18 protein-coding genes are annotated in these 17,870 nt (G+C 72.2%); 8 read left to right on the top strand and 10 right to left on the bottom strand.

The genetic code is table 11. From position 1 onward, the window contains the following. Positions 1-134 precede the first annotated feature (134 nt). The 4 genes from KS423_RS04015 to KS423_RS04030 all read right to left on the bottom strand — a co-directional run bounded on the left by KS423_RS04015 (position 135) and on the right by KS423_RS04030 (position 3,998). Entirely contained in the window at positions 135-1,277 is a 1,143-nt protein-coding gene (locus KS423_RS04015; protein ID WP_224274878.1) for a hypothetical protein, read from the bottom strand. Then, entirely contained in the window at positions 1,277-1,843 is a 567-nt protein-coding gene (locus tag KS423_RS04020) for a ParA family protein (RefSeq protein ID WP_263454462.1), read from the bottom strand. Before KS423_RS04020 ends, KS423_RS04015 begins: the two co-directional genes overlap by 1 nt. 624 nt (positions 1,844-2,467) lie before the next feature. Beyond that, positions 2,468-3,274 carry a class I SAM-dependent methyltransferase gene (locus KS423_RS04025; RefSeq protein ID WP_224274881.1) on the bottom strand — a complete coding sequence of 269 codons (807 nt, stop codon included), beginning with the start codon at positions 3,272-3,274 and terminating at the stop codon, positions 2,468-2,470. A gap of 298 nt (positions 3,275-3,572) precedes the next feature. After that, positions 3,573-3,998 (bottom strand): DUF2690 domain-containing protein, encoded by a 426-nt coding sequence (locus KS423_RS04030; protein WP_224274883.1) that lies wholly within the window; start codon positions 3,996-3,998, stop codon positions 3,573-3,575. Between the two features lie 523 nt (positions 3,999-4,521). Between KS423_RS04030 and KS423_RS04035 the strand changes: the two genes are divergently transcribed. After that, positions 4,522-5,721, top strand: coding sequence for an RNA-guided endonuclease TnpB family protein (locus tag KS423_RS04035; RefSeq protein WP_224274914.1), 1,200 nt, complete (start codon positions 4,522-4,524; stop codon positions 5,719-5,721). 96 nt (positions 5,722-5,817) lie between these two features. Continuing rightward, a complete protein-coding gene (locus KS423_RS04040) occupies positions 5,818-6,477 on the top strand; it encodes a hypothetical protein (protein WP_224274884.1) in 660 nt (219 codons plus the stop codon). Between the two features lie 89 nt (positions 6,478-6,566). Here the strand turns inward: KS423_RS04040 and KS423_RS04045 are convergent, their stop codons facing one another. From KS423_RS04045 to KS423_RS04055, 3 genes are all read right to left on the bottom strand, one after another. Next, a complete protein-coding gene (locus KS423_RS04045; RefSeq protein ID WP_224274916.1) occupies positions 6,567-6,851 on the bottom strand; it encodes a helix-turn-helix domain-containing protein in 285 nt (94 codons plus the stop codon). A 318-nt stretch (positions 6,852-7,169) separates the two neighbouring features. Further along, the gene (locus KS423_RS04050) at positions 7,170-7,475 is read right to left on the bottom strand and encodes a hypothetical protein (RefSeq protein WP_224274892.1); all 306 of its coding nucleotides are present in this window, start codon (positions 7,473-7,475) and stop codon (positions 7,170-7,172) included. A 26-nt stretch (positions 7,476-7,501) separates the two neighbouring features. Continuing rightward, complete coding sequence (locus KS423_RS04055; protein ID WP_224274894.1) at positions 7,502-8,014, bottom strand: nucleoside-triphosphatase; 513 nt, start codon at positions 8,012-8,014, stop codon at positions 7,502-7,504. Positions 8,015-8,598: 584 nt separating this feature from the next. Between KS423_RS04055 and KS423_RS04060 the strand changes: the two genes are divergently transcribed. The 6 genes from KS423_RS04060 to KS423_RS04085 all read left to right on the top strand — a co-directional run bounded on the left by KS423_RS04060 (position 8,599) and on the right by KS423_RS04085 (position 15,986). Further along, positions 8,599-8,937: a universal stress protein gene (locus KS423_RS04060; protein ID WP_263454465.1), complete on the top strand. Its 339-nt coding sequence runs from the start codon at positions 8,599-8,601 to the stop codon at positions 8,935-8,937. A 554-nt stretch (positions 8,938-9,491) separates the two neighbouring features. After that, positions 9,492-10,832: a nicotinate phosphoribosyltransferase gene (locus tag KS423_RS04065; RefSeq protein ID WP_374119898.1), complete on the top strand. Its 1,341-nt coding sequence runs from the start codon at positions 9,492-9,494 to the stop codon at positions 10,830-10,832. A gap of 420 nt (positions 10,833-11,252) precedes the next feature. After that, positions 11,253-11,537: a DUF1540 domain-containing protein gene (locus KS423_RS04070; protein ID WP_224274898.1), complete on the top strand. Its 285-nt coding sequence runs from the start codon at positions 11,253-11,255 to the stop codon at positions 11,535-11,537. Between the two features lie 44 nt (positions 11,538-11,581). Next, positions 11,582-12,388: a hypothetical protein gene (locus KS423_RS04075; protein WP_224274900.1), complete on the top strand. Its 807-nt coding sequence runs from the start codon at positions 11,582-11,584 to the stop codon at positions 12,386-12,388. 625 nt (positions 12,389-13,013) lie between these two features. Beyond that, positions 13,014-13,445, top strand: coding sequence for a CBS domain-containing protein (locus KS423_RS04080; RefSeq protein ID WP_224274901.1), 432 nt, complete (start codon positions 13,014-13,016; stop codon positions 13,443-13,445). A 210-nt stretch (positions 13,446-13,655) separates the two neighbouring features. Then, entirely contained in the window at positions 13,656-15,986 is a 2,331-nt protein-coding gene (locus tag KS423_RS04085) for a heavy metal translocating P-type ATPase (RefSeq protein WP_224274903.1), read from the top strand. Between the two features lie 110 nt (positions 15,987-16,096). Here the strand turns inward: KS423_RS04085 and KS423_RS04090 are convergent, their stop codons facing one another. The 3 genes from KS423_RS04090 to KS423_RS04100 all read right to left on the bottom strand — a co-directional run. Beyond that, positions 16,097-16,510, bottom strand: coding sequence for a ferritin family protein (locus tag KS423_RS04090; protein WP_224274905.1), 414 nt, complete (start codon positions 16,508-16,510; stop codon positions 16,097-16,099). After that, the gene (locus KS423_RS04095; RefSeq protein ID WP_308020132.1) at positions 16,434-17,312 is read right to left on the bottom strand and encodes a hypothetical protein; all 879 of its coding nucleotides are present in this window, start codon (positions 17,310-17,312) and stop codon (positions 16,434-16,436) included. The genes KS423_RS04090 and KS423_RS04095 overlap by 77 nt, the downstream gene beginning before the upstream one ends. A 135-nt stretch (positions 17,313-17,447) precedes the next feature. Continuing rightward, positions 17,448-17,870: hypothetical protein (locus KS423_RS04100; RefSeq protein ID WP_224274906.1), on the bottom strand; the 423-nt coding region annotated here is incomplete at its 5' end.

Consider the following 17,870-nt stretch of genomic DNA (forward strand, 5'->3'; position numbering starts at 1 on the left):
GAGGCACCGATGCGCCGGAGCACGGGGACCGCGGTGCGGTCGCGGCTCGACGGCCGGCAGTGACCCGCCATGGGCCTCGAAGAGCCGTGGTGTCCCGCCCCACCCGAACGGCGGGGCGGGACACCACGGATGCGTCAGCTGTTGGTCGTCAGCAGACGGTCGGCCAGGGCGTCGGCGAGACGGTAGGCCTCGTCGGCCGAGAGGGTGCGGCAGATGGCGTCCGCCAGTTCCTCGACGTTGTGCCAGTCGACGCTGCCGAGTCCCGCCTGCGGGGCGGCGGCTGCCGGCTTCTCGCGCTGCTCCGGCATCGGGAGCGGCTCGGAATTTTCCGCGGAAAATCGGTCGGTGCCCGATGCGGGCTCAGCGCTCGCGAGCGGAGCCTGCGGGACGGTCTCCGGCCGGGGTGCTGCGGGAGCCACCGGCTCCGCCACCGACGGTGCCGCCTCGGCAACCGGCTTGACGGTCGGCGCAGGCGTGACAACCGGCTGCGGAGCCGGCACGGCCGAGGAGGTGTCCTTGGCCGGGGCCTTCGCCTCCAGCCTGGCCGCCCGCTTCGCCGCGACCGCGTCGGCGTCGGCCTGGAGCAGCTGCTCCAGTTCAGCCGTCTGCTCGGCCAGGGACATCTCCTCGATGCCCTTCACCGAACCGAGCCGGCGGGCGACGTTGATGGAGAGGCCCTCCTCGCCGCGTGCCTTGGCCCGCACCTGGCGCTGCAGCTCGGGGTGGAGCTTCAGCAGGTTCTTGCGGTGCGAGATCCAGCTCTGGGACCAGCCCTCCGCTTCGGCTGCCTCCTTGGCGGTCGGGTACTGCGCCACGATGAGCAGGACCGCGTTGGCCTCCTCGATCGGGTCGAAGTCCTTGCGCGCCATGTTCTCGTCGAGCGCGGCCCGCAGCAGGGTCGCCTTGGACTCCGCCACCGAGTCGTCCACGACGACGAGCAGCTTCTCGCGCCCGTACAGCTCCGCGGCCGCCCGCCGACGGTTGCCGTTGACGACGATCACGTCCTGCGGACCCGCTCCCAGCGTCTGCCGGTCCTCCGGCCACAGCCGCAGGTAGGCGGCCGGGGTGACGGCGAGGCAGCTCTGCAGCTGGCGGTCCTTGATGCTCGCCAGGTCGGAGAGGTCGCCCAGCTCGTCGCGGGGGTTGCGCGGGTTGGGGAGGCAGCTGGCGGTGGGGATCCACTTGGCCACCGGGGCGTCGTTGGCGCTGTCCACACCCGGAGCGTCGACGACCGGGTCGGCGGCCATCGAGGCGAAGGAAACGCGACGGCCTGCCATCAGCGGCCCCCGTAGCCGAGCTCAAGGGACAGACGGAAGAAGTCCTCGCGGGCCCGGTAGGCGGTACCGCTCTCCTTGTACTGGGTGACGACCGTTCCCTCGGCCACCGCCCGAGAGTGGATCTTGTACCGGCGCAGGACGGTCTTGGCGCGGGGCCAGCCCTTCGCGGTGATGTACGCCTCGGTGTCCTCAAGGTCGGCGCGGCCGTCCCGGGGGTCCCAGTTGTTGACGACGATCCGGAAGGGGATGTCCATCGGCTCGATGACCTTCTGGATGGTCCGGGCCGTCGGGTCGAAGCACAGCGGCTCGGTGATCATCGGGACCAGGACGTCATCCGCGATCTCCAGCGCCCTGCGCAGGATCTCCTCGTCCGCCAGGGTGCCCGGCGTGTCGATGAAGATGTGCTGGTACTCGTCCTTCTCGCCGAGGACGTCGTACGTGCACGCCGCGAGGTTGACCGTGGTGGTGGTCTTGCCCACGCCGCCCTTCTGGTTGGCGATGACGTGGATCTTCGCGCCGGTCTTCTTCAGGTGGATCAGCTGCTCGGCGTGGTCGTGCGCCGCCATGAAGTCGAAGGGCAGGTTGTCTCCCACCCGCTCGGCCCAGACGACGGCGGACCCCTGGGGGTCGGTGGACACGACAAGCACAGATGGCTTCATGATGTTCCGTTCTCTCCGTGGGCTTCCCGGGCCGACTGCCCGGTACTGCGGATGCCCGCCGCGCAAAGCCGTGGGCGGTGGACGGAGAACAGCATTCCAGATGATCAGCCCGGAGCCTGACGCGACCCGCGTGTGATGGAGCACAAAGGCAGGTTTGCGGGGGCTGCTTTCCCGGAAGGCCGCTGTGCTTGTCCGACAGGATTTCAAATATTCAGATTTTCTACCTGCGGTGATGTTCAGTTGCTGGAGGGGGGAGTCAATGCGCGAGGGCCGTTTGCTTCGAGTGTGCGGCGCGGACGTTGAGCGTTCGTAGGGCCGCGTGACTGTGGTGGCATGAGAAATTCCGTCCCCAGTCGGCCATGGCCCGTCCCGTCGGTCCGGCAAGCCGCCCTTCCGCGAGGGCGATCGCGACTGACGGCTACCGTCACCACCGCTACCCAGAGACCCGGATCAGCGCAGGCCCTCACTCTCCCATGGCCGGCGCCCGGACCGAAGGCCGTCGCAGAAGGCAGTGATCTGCCCGTACCCCCGTCACACCCGGCCGCTGGCCATCAGGGCGACGTGAGGCAAGAGCAGGAACCCGTCGGGACCAGCGAACTCGGCGCTGAGCGTGTCGAGCTGTCGCTTGATCTCCGCCTGGACTTCCGGGGCCTGACTGACCACGATCTGCCCGATCGTGGCCACCCCGGAGGCCGGCCCGCTCCACCACTCCTCGACATCGGCACGGTGATCCCAGCTCAAGGTCTCACATGCCGTCTCGGCCAACCCCGCCGAGGCCAGCAGGTCCGTGAGGCCTTGCTCGGTCCGCGGGAAGTCGTCCTCCGAGGCCAGAGCGGGCAGATCGGACGGCCGCACCACACCTGCGGCCTGGATCGCCCGGCCGATCAGGGCCTGGCCGGGAGCCGGCGGAGAAGCCCAGATCGTCACAGCGACCGTCCCCCCGGGACGGGTCACCCGCCGCAGCTCGGCGAGCGCCTGCTGTGGACGGCCCACGTGGTTGAGCACGAAGTTGCCCACCACCGCGTCGAACTCCCCGTCCGTGAAAGGCAGCTCCGGCAGCGCCGCCACCTGGACCTCCGCCGCCGGAGCAGCCTGCCCGGCCAGGTCGACCATGCCGGGCTCGGCGTCCACGGCCGACACCTTCGCCCCACGCGCACAGGCCGCCACCGCGACCGTCCCCGTCCCGGTTCCCACGTCCAGAACACGCGCACCCGCCCGGACACCGGCGACATCCAGAAGCCGTTCAACCGGATAGGCGCACAGCTTCGCGAAACTGTCGGCATAGGCCCTCGCACTGCCCGACCAGATCCGCCGCTCGCTCTCATCGAAAAGCGTCACAGTCCCCCGCCCCTCCGCGGACACATAGATCAACTCCACGGGACCCTAACGCACCGCCTCCCAGCCCGAGTGGTCTCTCCTTGTGGAACCCGCGCTCAACGAGTCCGAGATCCTCGCCCGCATGGGGCAGAGGCGGGCAGGCCGGTCGCCGGAGTTCGCCGCCGGCATCCCGCACCTGCTGAAGGGCGAGTTCAGCGACAACGCCGGCACCCCGGGCCGCGTCCGCCGGTCACCGGCGTCCTCCTTCAGGACGCCGGTGACCGGCAGCGGTCGCTTCCGAGCGGTACCTCCGGTGGGATCAGTACCAGCCCGTGCAGGCGGAGAAGTCGGAGCCGGAGTTCTTCGCGTAGCACGCGTGGGACTGGAGGCTGACGTCGTTCACCATGGACGTGTGGACATCGCTCCCGTAGGCGACGTTCACGCTGTCGGACTGGCCCGCGGTGTTCGAGATGAAGGCCTCGGCGCCGACGTGGGTACTGCTGATGCGGGCCCATGCGGCACGACAGGTCGCGCTGTAACGGAGCTCTACCAGGGTGCCGTCCGAGGCCCGCGCGCTCTTGGCGGTGATCGCGTCACTGCCGCAGCCGGTGGTCGAGGGGTCCTTGTGGTAGCAAGAACTGCCGTAGCACGTTGCGTTCGTGGTGGCCTGGGCGCTGGGGGACAGCGCGAAGAGGGCGGTTGCGGACAGTGCGGCGGTGCCCAGGATGGCAGCGATCTTCTTCATCTGCGGCTCCTCGTGTGACGAGCGGGGCGAAGGTCGGACATGCTCCGTGATCGATTCCTGCTCTGGCGAACCGGGTTCCGTGCGCCATGGCTCCCCGTGATGACCGGGGGAGTAGGGAGAAACAGTAAAGTGTGCGACCGGTGCGAAGAGTGGAGGGACGGGCGATCTGGCGGGATCTCGCGTCGGTGGGACTCATTCCGGGCTTCGACTTCGACGACGTTGACGAGATGCACCGTCGCCTTCCCCGCCTGGCTGCCCTCTACCTCGGCGCAGCCGCCGGCTGAGACGTGTCAGTGCCTCGAAGGGTGTCGCTATTCGGAACAGGGCTTCTGTCATGGCTGGTTGCCGATGTCCATCCCTGATCTTCGGTGGGTATCCCCGGCTTCAGCCGGGGAGGGAATCCGATCCTGGGATCGGTGGCGCGGAGCGCCGCCGCGTCCCTGCGCAGCGGAACGCTCGTGGTGTCTTCTGTCGGTGGTGTGTGGCATGTTGAGTGCCGAGGCGGTGGAGGGGGTGGGTCGTGTTGATTCGTGCGTACAAGTTCTTGATGCGGCCCACCGTGGGCCAGCGGCAGGCGCTTTCCGAGATGCTGCGGGATCACTGCTCGCTCTACAACGGGGCGTTGCAGGAACGCCGGGATGCCTGGCGGCATGTCTCCGGGACGACGGTCCGGTACGGCGATCAGTCCGCGCAGCTCAAGGAGATCCGGGCGTTCGACCCGGAGCGTCAGGGCCGCTGGTCCTTCTCCTCCCAGCAGGCCACGCTTCGCCGTCTGGACAAGGCATTCGCTGCGTTCTTCCGCCGGGTCAAGTCCGGCGGGAAACCCGGCTACCCGCGCTTTCGGGGCGTGAACCGGTTCGACACGGTGGACTTCCCCAAGGACGGTGACGGCTGCCGCTGGGACTGCGCCCCGCAGGATGCGGTGACCGGTGTCCGTTTCCAGGGCGTCGGCCACGTCAAGGTGCATCGGCACCGTGCGGTGGTCGGCACGGTCAAGACGATCTCGGTCAAGCGTGAGGGCAAGCGCTGGTATGTCGTCCTGACTGCCGAGCAGGCCCGGCCCGAGCCGCTGCCCGCGACCGGCAGCGTGGTCGGCATCGACATGGGCACAGCCAACTTCCTCGCCGACTCCGATGGCGGGTTCGTTCCCAGCCCCCGCGATGGCCGGAAGGCCGCGGCGAATCTCGAAGCAGCCCAGCAGGCCCTCTCCCGGTGCAAGCGCCGTGGCAATCGCCGCCGCAAGGCTGTGGAGGCCGTCGCGCGGCTGCACCGCAAGGTCCGCCGCCAGCGCCTCGACCATGCTCACAAGACCGCCCTCGGCCTGGTCCGCGAGCATGATCTGATCGCGCACGAGGACCTCAAGATCCGCAGCATGGTCAGGGCCCCCGCGCCGAAACCCGACCCCGACCGGCCGGGTGCCTTTCTCCCCAACGGGGCCGCGGCCAAGGCCGGACTCAACCGCTCGATATCGGATGCCGGATGGGGGGTGTTCCTCACGATCCTGCGCGCCAAGGCTGAAAGCGCCGGGCGGGAAGTGATCGCCGTGGACCCCCGCAACACCTCCCGGACGTGCCCCGCATGCGGACACGTCTCGGCAAAGAACCGGCCCACCCAGGACACCTTCCACTGCACCGGCTGCGGCCACCGGGCGCACGCCGACACGGTGGGAGCCGTCAATGTTCTACGGGCCGGGCTGGCCCGTCGCAACGCCCGCCCGGGTTAGCGAAAAGCCCCCGGCTTCAGCCGGGGGAGGAGTCACTGTGTGGCGGCTCGGCGGCGACCGTGCGGGTTGTCACTGGGGCCCGCTTGGATGGTCGGCATGACCGTCAACGATGTCGCCCGTTCTCTGCCCGATCCCGACGTCCTGCGGGACCACTGCCGTGCCTTGGCGATGCTGGATGCGATCCTCAGTCCCGATTGGTCCTCGCGCTACTACTCGTTCGACACGCGGTGGTCCCGGACAGAGGAGATGGCGTCGATGCGCAACGGTTCGGGGGATGAGTACTCGATCGTCTTCGCTCCGGCCGGTGTGTACCTCCGGGGATTCGACCACGAGTCGCCGATGAGCCCCTACGCCGAGGACGGAGTGTGGCCGGGCGTGGTGGACTCTGTTCCCGAAGAGTTCCGGTCGTGCGTCGAGGAACCCGTGTTCAACGACGACGGCATACCGACGGTGACGGCCTGCCTGTGGCGTAGGACGACTGATGAGAGTTGGCAGACGGGGAAGATCGACTTCCCGGAGGGCCGTGTCGACCCCGACGGGGCCGACTGGCTGTTCCGGCTCCTCACCGACCGGTCTCCGGAGGCGTACGCGAGCTTCGCCGTCGACTACTACGAGGTACCAGTCGATCTGGATACCGTCCGGCACATCTGTGCCCTGAGGCCGCTCACCGATGACGTGATCCGTGCCCTCGACGCCGAGCTGACCCTCACGGACCTTGCCGAGGACATCGCCGAGATCGGCTACCCCACGACGTAGGGAAACACCTCGTTCGACGGGCCGAAGACGGTCGACGGTCGTCCCGACCGGGAACCGGGCCGGTCACGGTCGGGCAGCGGCGGTCGGTGTCACGAGCCGACCGGGGTGGCGGCCAGCAGGCGGTGGCCGAGATCGGTGGTGGTGTGGCGTACGGTGCGGCCGGTGCGGTGGGTAGTGACCAGGCTGGCGGCGCGCAGGGCGGCCGCGTGCTCGGAGGCGGTGGACTTGCCGACGCCGAGGCGGCGGGCGAGCTCGGTGGTGGTGGCGCTGCCCTGGACCGCGCGCAGTGCGCGGGCCCGTCCGCGACCGACGAGTACGGTGAGGGCGTCCCGTTCGGGTGGGGCCGTCGGCGAGGAGGCGGCGCGGTAGGCGATGGCGGCCTGCCGGGAGGCGGCGACCGATGGTGAGGACGATCGAGTCGGCGCCGGCGAACGGGCTGGGCATGAGCAGCAGGCCGTGGCCGGACAGGTCCACGGTCGACTCCTCGGGGTCCTGCCTGCCGCAGCCGTGGAAGGTGATGGTCAGCGCCCTTCGCGCCGAGCGAGTACGCCGTCCGGCTCGACCGGGACGCGCCGCCGCTCGCCGTGGTGACCGCCGTCCGCACTCATCCGGCCCCGCCCGGTGGTGCCCTCCTGTGCCGACTGGCCTGCCCGCAGTCTGCGCACCACACGGCTGGGCCGCTCGCCGCCCGTTCAGCTACCGGTCTTCGCCGGTCCGCCCAACGCGCGGGCGAGGAGACGGTACGACCAGCTGGCCGCCCGGCACCACGCCCACGCCGTGCCACCAAGCGCCCGGTACCAGGCGATGCCGAACGGGAGGGCGATGGCGAACCAGGACGGGGGTGCCAGCTCGCCAGGCCTCCGGGCACCCTCGCGCGCCCAGCGGCGGCACCGTTCGACGCCCCGGCGCGTCCAGGCGGCGCGGCGTTCGGCGCGCCCGGACCAGCGGGTGGAGGCCCGCAGCAGCGCGGAATTCCAGCTGCTGCGGAGGCGTGCCATCGCATGCCTCCTCTCCTGCGGTCCCCTCAGCTCCCCAGGCGTGCCGCCAGCTGCTCCGGGAGGGCGTCGCGGTTCGCCCGGGTGAGGGGGAGGACCTTGACGTCGGTGCGGCGCTTGAGGGCGTCGGTGAACGGGCCGTGCTGCGCCTGGACGGTGGCCACGACGTCGACCTCGGCGGCGAACACGGCCCGGACGGTCTCCTCGAACGGGTGGTACGCCAGCTCCATTCGCCCGAGCTCGTCGATGAGCACGAGGGTTCGCGCCGACCACACCAGGGACGGCAGGGCCAGGCGCTCCATGACCCGCAGGTCGACGCCGTACCGTCCGACCCGTGGCGGGCCCGGAAAGTCGACATGGGCGAGCACGGCCCGTTCGCCCGCAAGCGTTTCCAGCGCGAATCCGACCCGGCTGCCGTCCGTACGGATCTCCTCCGTGGTGAAGCCGGAGGTCTCCCGGGCGGACAGCAGCGCCGCGAGTCGGCGGATCGCGGTGGTCTTCCCGCTGCCGGGGCGCCCCTCCAGCAGGATCCTGGTCGGCATCTCGGACTCCGTATCGGGCGGTCGAGTGGTGGCCGGCCCCCGGTGACCAGCATGTCCCCCCGCGCGCCCGGGCCGCAACGCCGTTCGGCGGTGCGGGCGGGGCCGGTCGGCCCTCGCGGGGCGCGGCGTGGGCGCGGAGGCCGGAGAGGCAGCACAGCGACGGCCGAGGAGGCGACATGCCCGGCGTCCACCCGCCGTGGGACAGCGCCGAGGCCTCGCCGGCCGACGGCACGACCGTGGAGCCTCGGCCGCTCGGGCCGGAGGACCACCGGGCGGTCCTCGACCTGCACGCCGCCGGGATGTCCGAGGAGAGCCGTCGGATGCGGTTCTTCGGGGTCAGCCGGAGTGCCCGATACAGTCGGCGAGGCGGACTGCGAGCTGCTGGACGAGCCGCCGGGAACGGCCGACGAGCCGCTTGCCCGTGATTCGTCCGCCTGACGTCGGGTCCAGTCAGCGGATCAGCACCCGCTCGCCCGAGCGCGGGACCACAGCCGTCCAGCCGAGCTCGCGGTCGATCCGGTCGCGCAGCGCCTGACGCCCACGACCCGGCTGAGGCCGTCCTCGCCTTCGCCCGGCGAGCCGCGCTGGGCTCGGGCGCTCCGCTGCGGGCCGTCCACGCCTGGACCCCGCCCGGGAGCCGGCGGTCCCGCTCAGCCGCCGACCGGTCCCTGCTCGCCGAAGCGGAGGAGGGCGCCCTGGTCGAGCTGCTGGCGCACGACCCGGAGCCGATCGCCGTCCCGGACGTCCGGCGCGCCCGCCCCGCCGACGCGCTGGTGAGCGCCGCCCGCTCCGCCGGTCTGCTGGTGCTCGGCCGCACCGGCCACCGCCTCGGTCCCGTCACCCGGGCGGTGATCCGCCACGTCTGGTGCCCGGTAGCCGTCGTCCCACGCGGCTGCCCCGGTGCGTCTGCGTCCGGATCCTGATCCGCCTCGGCTACGGCCCCGAGGGCGCCGTGACGCCCCGCCTCGCGGCCGGGGACGTGCCGGATCCTGATCAGTCTCGGTCTTCGCCCGCCGAGCCGGCGATCAGCCACTCGAAAGCGGAGCGCGCCACACCACCTCGGTGCCGCCCCCGGGGCGGGTGCGGGCGGTGAAGGTGCCGCCCGGGGCGGCGGCGAGGTCGGAGAGGTCGGCGAGGCCGCTGCGGCGGCCGTGACGTCGAACAGGCCGGGCATCCGTGGGGCGGGGTGAAGTCGCTGCTGCCGCGCTTCGCGGTCAGGCAGAGATTGCCGAACTCCTTGTCCCGGATCCGGATCGGCACCCCGGGAAGCTCCGCGTCGGCGGGTGGTTCGCCGGGAAGTTGTGGGAGGCCGGGTGGCAGGAGATCCGGGTGGGCCGCAGCCCCCTGGCATGCCTCCCAAGGGCCGTGCAGCCGCGTGCTGCCGTGCCTTGTGGATGGTGGGAGTCTGGTGGGGTGGGCGCTCCGCTGGAGGTGCCGCGCGTCGGATGCCCGGATCACCGACCTGTACGAGGTCACGATGGCCCACTCGTACCTGGCGGAAGGCATGACCGCTCCCGCCACGTTCAGCCTTTTCGCACGGAAGCTGCCGGTCGGTCGCGGCTTCCTCGTCGCGGCGGGCCTTGAACCGGTCCTCGACCACCTCGCGCAGGTGCGGGTCGACGAGGAGGACGTGGCGGCATTCGCCGCCGCGCTCGGCCGCCCGTACCGTGACGTGGAGCCGCTGCTCGGGCTCGGCTTCAGCGGCGAGGTGTGGGCCGTGCCGGAGGGGCGGATCGTCCTGGCCGACGAGCCACTGCTGGAGGTGACCGCTCCGCTGCCGGAGGCACAGATGGTGGAGTCGTTCCTACTCAACCAGGTGTGCCACCAGACCGCTGTGGCGTCCAAAGCCGCACGCTGCGTGCTCGCCGCCGCAGGGCGACCGGTGGTGGACTTCTCGCTGCGACGCACCCACGGCACGCAGGCGGGCGAGCAGGCCGCCCGCCTGGGCGCCATGGTGGGATTCGCGGGCACCAGCAACGTGGCCGCCGCCCACGCGTACGGGTTGCGCGCGGTCGGCACGATGGCGCACTCGTACATCGAGGCGTTCGGCGACGAAGCCGCAGCGTTCCGGGCCTTCGCCCGCTCCCACCCCGGACCGGTGACGTTGCTGGTCGACACCTACGACACCGAGGCCGGGGTGGCGGTCGCGGCTCGAGTCCTGCGGGAACTCGGGCTGCACGAGGGCTGCGCGATACGGCTCGACAGCGGGGACCTCGGCGCGCTCGCGGTTGCGGCCCGGAGGATTCTGGACGCCGCCGGGCTGCCAAGCGTGCGGATCACGGCCAGCGGTGGCCTCGACGACTACGCCATCGACCAACTGGTCCGCGCCGGAGCACCGATCGACCTGTTCGCCGTCGGCACGCTCGTCGGGGTATCGGCGGACGCACCGTACCTGGACGCCGCGTACAAGCTGGTGGAGTACGACGGGCGGCCGATGATGAAGCTGTCCACGGCCAAGGTCACCGAGCCCGGTGCCAAGCAGGTCTTCCGCGGCCCGGGCTTCGCCGACACGGTCGCGCTGCGCGACGAGCCCACGCCGCCCGGGACCCGCCCGCTGCTGGAACAGGTCATGGCAGGCGGGCGCCGAACCGGCCCGCCGCGTCCGCTCACAGAGGCCCGCGCCGCCTTCGGGGCCGACCTCGCAGAGCTACCCGCCAACGCCCGCCGCCTCGCGGACCCCCAACCTCCGGACGCAGTGAGCTCGGAGCGGCTTCGCCGGCTCACCGCCGACGTCCGGCGCCGGATCGAGGAGCGGCTTCGGAGCGAGGAGCGGCTTCGGAGCGTCGAGGCGGCAGCTCCGGGCACACGGGCAGACTGACCCGCACGCCCACCACCAGGGGATCAACCATCGCTCCTCCTGCCCCCAGGACGTCCGCTCCCGGCAGGATGCCGTTCCTGGGCTTCGGGCCCATCGCAGCCGAGCCACCCGGCCGCCTCGGCCAAGCGCCCGAAGCGACGCGGACGGACGTCCCGCGCGGAAGACCGTTTCCTTCACCCCTCTCCAGGCCCCGCCTCACGGGCGCAGCCTGCCGCAGGAAACCGGTACACCGACCCCGCAGCCGCTTGATCGTCACGAGCTCACGCTGCGGCGTGACGGAGAGCCGCCGCGCGGCTCCTGCCGGGCTAACGCCGGTGGCCGCCGATCACGGCACTGCCCATGCTCGAACGGAAGGCCCGCGTGCCTACACCGGCCACCGGCCGTCGCCGCAGGGGCACGCCATGACCGAAGGACCCCGCCATGGAAATGCCCGTCATCACCGGATGCGCGGTCGAAGGCTGCGCCTACAACCAGGACCTCGCCTGCCACGCCCTGGCCATCACCGTCGGCGACGCCCGCCACGCGCACTGCGACACCTACCTGCAGGCCCCGCCCAAGGGCGGCGATCCCTCCGCCAACGGCAGGGTCGGCGCGTGCAAGATGTCCGACTGCCGCCACAACGTCGGCCTGGAGTGCCGCGCCGCGGGCATCGCCGTCGGATTCCACCAGGCCGACATCGACTGCCTGACCTACGCACCCGCCTGACCTGCGCCACGCCTTGCCCCAGTCGAGTCGAGAGGGAAGTACTGTTGCGCATCACCGACGCCCGCACGGGAGAGCACGCCGAGATCCGTCCGCGCCGGGCCGGACTCCTGCGCGTGGCCGTCGCCGTCGGCGTGCAGGATCACCGGTTCGACCTCGCGGACCTGCGCGCCCTGCTCGCCGGCGACGTGCTGGCCCGTACCTGCGAGGTCCAAGGCGTGCAGGTGTTCATCGAACTCGTCGTCCCGGACAGTTCCGACGACCAGGTCCGGACCTTGTTGAGCGCCGCCGACCAACTCGGTATCCATCCACCCGCCCAGCTGAGCACGTGCCATGAGGCGGACGATGGTGGCCGAGTGGCGGCCGACGTGGTCGTCACCAGCCGCCCGCACCGCCGGCCCGGCACACGGTCCCCAGTCGTCCTGGTCACCGGACCGGTGTCCGCGGAGCTTTCGAACGGCAGCCTGGAGCTGCCCGCAGACCTGTCGGACATTTCCCCGGCGCCCGAGTACGATCCCTTCGCCTTGCGCCTGGTGTTCCTCGAACATGCCGTCACCGACCCGGTCCGGCTCACCGCCGCCGCGCTCACGGATGCCGCCGGCAGGCTTTCCCGCTGGCGCTCCTTCGTGGCCGACCTCGCCTGCGTACCGTCCGGGTCGCTCGACGCGGACATGGTCCAGGCGAGCTTCGACGGCCTGAACGAGGGACTGGACGCGCGGGTCGCCCTGCGCGCGCTGCGTGCGTTGGAGGAACGGGCGGATCTGCCGGACGGTACCCGCTTCGAGACCTGTGTCCGCCTGGATCAGATCCTCGCCCTCGAACTCGCCCGCGACATCGGCCGCAGGGCCCGATGACCCGGCCGGGCGCTGAGCTCACGTCCATCGGGCTCAGCCGTGGTGAGGCCGAACGACATTTCCCTGCACACCTTGGCGATCTCGATCGGCCGGTCGACGTGCGGCGGTGCGGGACCGCCGCACCACAAGGCCCGTTGCCGGTTCGCCGTCCGGAAGGCAGCGAGCCGGGCGGGGCGGCTTCGATGGGGGCGATCGGCACGGTCCACATGGACTACGGGTTCATGACACTCCTGCCCCGCACGTAACCGGGGCCGAGGCCGCACCGCACCGTCCAGGACGCGCTGCCCGGAGACGGACGAGCGCAGCCGCGTCGCACCCGCCTGTCGGCCACGCACCGACTCGGCGCTCATGTCCAGGCTCATCCCGAGCACCACCGCCGGCGGATACGGCCACGAAGGCCGCACCCTCCCCTGCAGCACGCGCCAGGTGCCCGGCAACCGACTCCCGGGATGCGGAGGCTCCACAACCGGGACAACGCTGGAAGGGACGGCTCCCGTCCGTGGGCCGCTGCCCGACGAAGCCCGGCCGGAACGGACCAGCACATTCGACGCGATCCCGATGGTCGGTCAGTCGCCGGGGCGCGCCCCACAGGCCCAGCACCCACACCACGAAGGGGATGGCGGTCATGCGCACTGCGCGGGACATCATGCACACCGGAGCTACCTGCGTGCAGGAGAGTGAAACGCTGGAGGCCGCGGCCCAGCGGATGCGCGAACTGGACGTCGGTGCGCTGCCGATCTGTGGCGCCGACGACCGGCTGCACGGGATCATCACCGACCGCGACATCGTGGTGAAGTGCCTGGCCGAGGGCCGGGACCCCAGGACCACGACCGCCGGCGAACTCGCCCAGGGAAAACCGGTCACCGTCGACGCGGACGCCGACCAGGGCGAGGTCCTGCGGCTCATGGAGGAGTACCGGATCCGCCGCCTGCCGGTCATCGACGCCCACCGGCTGGTCGGCATGATCAGCGAGGCCGACATCGCACGGCACCTGGACCGGCACGAGATCGGCGAGTTCGTCGGAGCCGTCTGCTCCCCGCGCCAGAGCCTTCCGTAACCGCTCATCGGTTGCCGGGCACACAGGCGGAACCCGACGAACGCCGCCGCCCCAGGGCGGCAGCAGGGAAGTCGCCGTCACAGGACGGTAGGACCACCAGCCACCAGGAGGCCCTGGCCCAGGGCGTCCGGCTCCCGTGACGGGCCCGAAGGCCCCTGGTCCCCGAGCAACGCCGTGGGGTTCGGTGGACTGGAGGATCGGAGGCTTGGCATGAGTGAGCTGCACGACGACACGCAGACGGCGCGCCGCACGGTTCACCGCCTGCGCGACCGGCTGGAGGCGGCGCTGCTCGCGGTGACCGGCGCGGCCCTGGCCGCCGGTGGGGTCGCCTGGCTGGCCGGGGCGGGGACGCTCGCCGACGTGTGCTGGGCCGCTGGTACCGCGGTGGCGATCATCCCCTCTCTCGCCTGGGTGATCGGCGCTCTGCGCCGGGGCCGGGCCGGGGTCGACCTGATCGCCGTCCTCGCTCTGGCCGGAACTCTCGCCACCGGCGAGTACCTGGCCGGAGCCCTGATCGCGCTCATGCTGGCCACCGGTCGCTGGCTGGACGCCGCCGCCGAACGCCGCGCCTCCCACGACCTGCGCCACCTGCTCGAACACGCCCCGCGCTCGGCCCGCCGCCGTACCGGTGACCAGGTCCGCACCGTCCCCCTCTCGGAGGTCCGGGTCGGTGACCTCCTGGTGGTCGGGCCCGGCGAGGTCGTCCCGGTCGACGGCCGGATCGAGAGCGACACCGCCGTCCTGGACGAGTCCGTCCTGACGGGGGAGTCGGCGCACACCGAGCGGGCGGCCGGAGAGACGATCCGCAGCGGCGGCGTCAACGCGGGCAGCGCCTTCGACCTGCGCGCGACCGCCACCGAAGCCGACAGTACGTACGCGGAGATCGTCCGCCTCGCGCAGCAGGCCGGTGCCGAGAGCGCCCCGGTGATCCGGCTCGCCGACCGGTACGCCGCCTGGTTCCTGCCGCTGTCCCTCGCCGTGGCCGGCCTGGCCTGGCTGCTCAGCGGATCGGCGGTGCGGGCGGTGGCCGTGCTGGTCGTCGCCACCCCCTGCCCGCTGCTGCTCGCCGCACCGGTCGCGATCGTCTCCGGCCTGTCCCGCGCCGCCCGCCAGGGCGTCGTCATCCGCGACGGCGCCGCCCTGGAAACCCTCGGCCGCGCCCGCACCCTCGTCCTCGACAAGACCGGCACCCTCACCACCGGCCGCCCCCGCGTCATCGACATCGCTGCCGCCCCCGGCCACGACGCGACCGAAGTCCTCACACTGGCCGCCTCCGTCGACCAGTACTCCCCACACGTCCTCGCCCAGGCCATCACCGACGAAGCCCACGCCCGCGGCCTGACCCTCCTGCCCGCACACGACGTCGCCGAGGAGCCCGGCCGCGGCGCCACCGGCCACGTCGACGGCACGGTGGTGAGCGTCGGCAAACACGACGACGCCGCCCGGCCCGCATGGGCCAAAGCCGCCGACAACCGCGCCACCCTGGACGGCGCTGCCGTCGCCTGGCTCACCGTCGACGGTGAGCCCATCGGAGCGATCCTGCTGCGCGACCCGCTCCGCCACGACGCCCCCCGCGCCCTGCGCCGCCTGCGCGAAGCCGGCATCACCCGCCTGCTCATGCTCACCGGTGACCGCGCCGAACCCGCCCACGAGATCGCCGCCGTCCTCGGCCTCGACGACGTCCGGGCCCAGCAGACCCCCGCTGACAAGGTCGCCGCCGTCCGCGCCGAACGCGAGCACGCCGTCACCGTCATGGTCGGCGACGGCGTCAACGACGCTCCCGCCCTCGCCGCCGCCGACGTCGGCGTCGCCATGGGCGCCCGCGGCTCCAGCGCCTCCTCCGAAGCCGCCGACATCGTCCTGACCACAGACCGCGTCGACCGCCTCGCCGACGCCGCCACCATCGCCGTCCGCGCCCGGCGCATCGCCGTCCAAAGCGCCCTCGGCGGCATGCTGCTCTCCCTCGCCGCCATGGTGGCCGCCGCGTACGGACTGCTCCCGCCCGCCGTCGGCGCCCTGCTCCAGGAAGCCATCGACGTCGCCGTCATCCTCAACGCCCTGCGCGCCCTACGCCTCGACCGCACCGCCCTGCCCGCCATCGAACCGGCCACCGAACAGCTCATCCGGCACTTCGCCGCCGAACACGACGACCTGCGCGAGGTCATCGAAGCCGTCCGTGAAGCAGCCGACCAGCTTGCCGACACCACCGGCCCGCAGGCCCTGCACGCCGTCCGCCACGTCGACCGGCTCCTCACCGAGCAGCTCCTGCCGCACGAACTGGCCGAGGAGCACCAGCTCTATCCGGCCCTCGCCCCCGCCCTCGGCGGGCCGGAGGCCACCGCCACCATGAGCCGCGCCCACACCGAGATCCATCGCCTCGCCCGCCGGGTCGCCACCCACCTGGAACTCGCCGACACCAACCACGGCCACCTGCGCGACGAACAGCTCGACGACCTGCGGGCCTGCCTCTACGGCCTCCACAGCGTGCTGCGCCTGCACTTCGCCCAGGAGGAGGAGAACTACTTCTCCCTCGCACACTGACCGAACGGAGAAGGCCGGGGGTGGTCGAGTCGACCACCCCCGGCCTCCCTGCCGCCGTCCGGGTGGGCCCCCGGCGGGGGCCCACCCGGAAACGGGGCGTCACCGTTGGGTCAGCCCAGATCCTTGCGGGCGGTCTGGAACGCCTGGGCGTGGCCGGCCTCGTCGGTGGCGTTGTGCTGGAAGAGGGTGGCCGCGGCGGTGTCGCCGGCGGCCTTGGCCTGTTGGGCGAACGTCGGGTACATGGTCGTGGACTCGTCGGTCTCGCCGGCGATGGCCGTGGCCAGGTTCCGGCTCGTGGTGCCGACCGTTCCGGCCAGTGCCGCCCCGCCGGAGAAGTGCTCCTGCAGCTCCACGTCGGAGACGGCGGTGAACAGGCGCGCCAGGGCGGGGTTGCCGCTCTGCTGGGCGTGCTGGGCGTAGAGGGTGTACTTGGCGTGCGCCAGGGCCTCACCGTGCATGGCGGTGTCGAGGTTGGCCTTGGTCTGCGCCGAGGTGACCTTGGGCTGCCCGGCCGGTACCGCCACGGGGTCGACGGCCGGGGGTGTCGGGACGGCGCCCTTGCCGGTGCGGACCGCCGTGAGGGCGGCCTGGTACGCGGCGTGGTGCGCTGTCTCGTCCTTGGAGCGCGCGACGCTCGGCCACGGTCAGCCACGCCACGGCGGCCACGATGACCACCGCGAGGACGAGACTGACCGGACCGGTGCCCAGATCAAGGCCGCCGCGCCCGCGGCTGACACCGGCCCAGTCAGCGAAGCAGGCGCCCAGCGGCCGGGTGAGCACATAGGCCCACCAGAACGTGAGCACCGGCGACAGGCCGGACAGGCGATGGGCCACCGCGGGCACCGCGATCAGGGCGGCGAACAGCAGCCCGGAGGGCAGGTAGCCCCAGCCCAGGGTGGCGGCGGTCAGGTCCCCGACCGCCGTGCCGAGCGCGAAGGTGGCCATCACCGCGCACCAGTAGAAGACCTCGCGGCGACCGCCGGCGACCGTCTCCACCGCCAGGGTCCCCTCGGTGCGCCGCCACAGGACGAACACCAGGGCGAGGACGAGGGCGAACGCCGCCGCGGAGACGGCGTAGGGGACACCGAGGGCGACGTGCGCGACATCGGCGGCCATGGTGCCGAACACGCTCACCATGACCACCGCGGCCCAGTACACGACCGGGACGTAGCGGCGCGTGCGGGCCTGTGCGAACAGCGCGGCGGCCAGCAGCAGGCCGGCCGAGCCGACCGCCGGGATCGGCCCGAGGGTGCGGGCGAGGTAGTCGGAGGTGGTCTCGCCCATGCCGGTGGTGAGGATCTTGACGATCCAGAACACCGCCGTCACCTGCGGAACCTTGCTCCAGGCAGGCCCGGCGGACACGGCTTGGCGTCGGTGTGTGCGCTGGGGTGTTGTCATGGCGCCCAAGACGACGGCGCTCCCTTCCACGGTGCGCGGCCGCGGCCGCGCGGAACGAGTGGGTCAGCCGCCCAGGACGGTGTTGCCGGTGATCGCGTCGCTGGTGCCGTCCACCGTCACCAGGTGCCGCACGCCGTCCGGACCCAGGACCACGGCCTGCCACGCGCGGCCACCGCCCCGCTCGGTGACCGGGGACAGCGACTCGACCCTGCCGCCGGGCACACCCGACGAGGCCTTGGCCACCGCATCGGCAGCGTCGGTCGACGGCAGCGGCGCCGGCGCACCGTGCACGTCCTGTCCCCGTACCCCGCGATCGCCGTGGCGGCCCCCACGAGTGTCCGGGCCGTCGCGCCGCTCGCGCTCACCCGCGATCTTCCGGTCGCCGTGGCCCTCGCCCTCGTGGTGGACCGCCACCGCTGCCGCCGCCGCGCCACCGCCGAGCACGACCACGGCCGCGCCGACCGCGACCCACCGCCCGGAGCGCCG

Origin of the sequence: Streptomyces sp. LS1784 (genome assembly GCF_020103755.1) — a bacterium.
Classification (GTDB): Bacteria; Actinomycetota; Actinomycetes; order Streptomycetales; family Streptomycetaceae; genus Kitasatospora.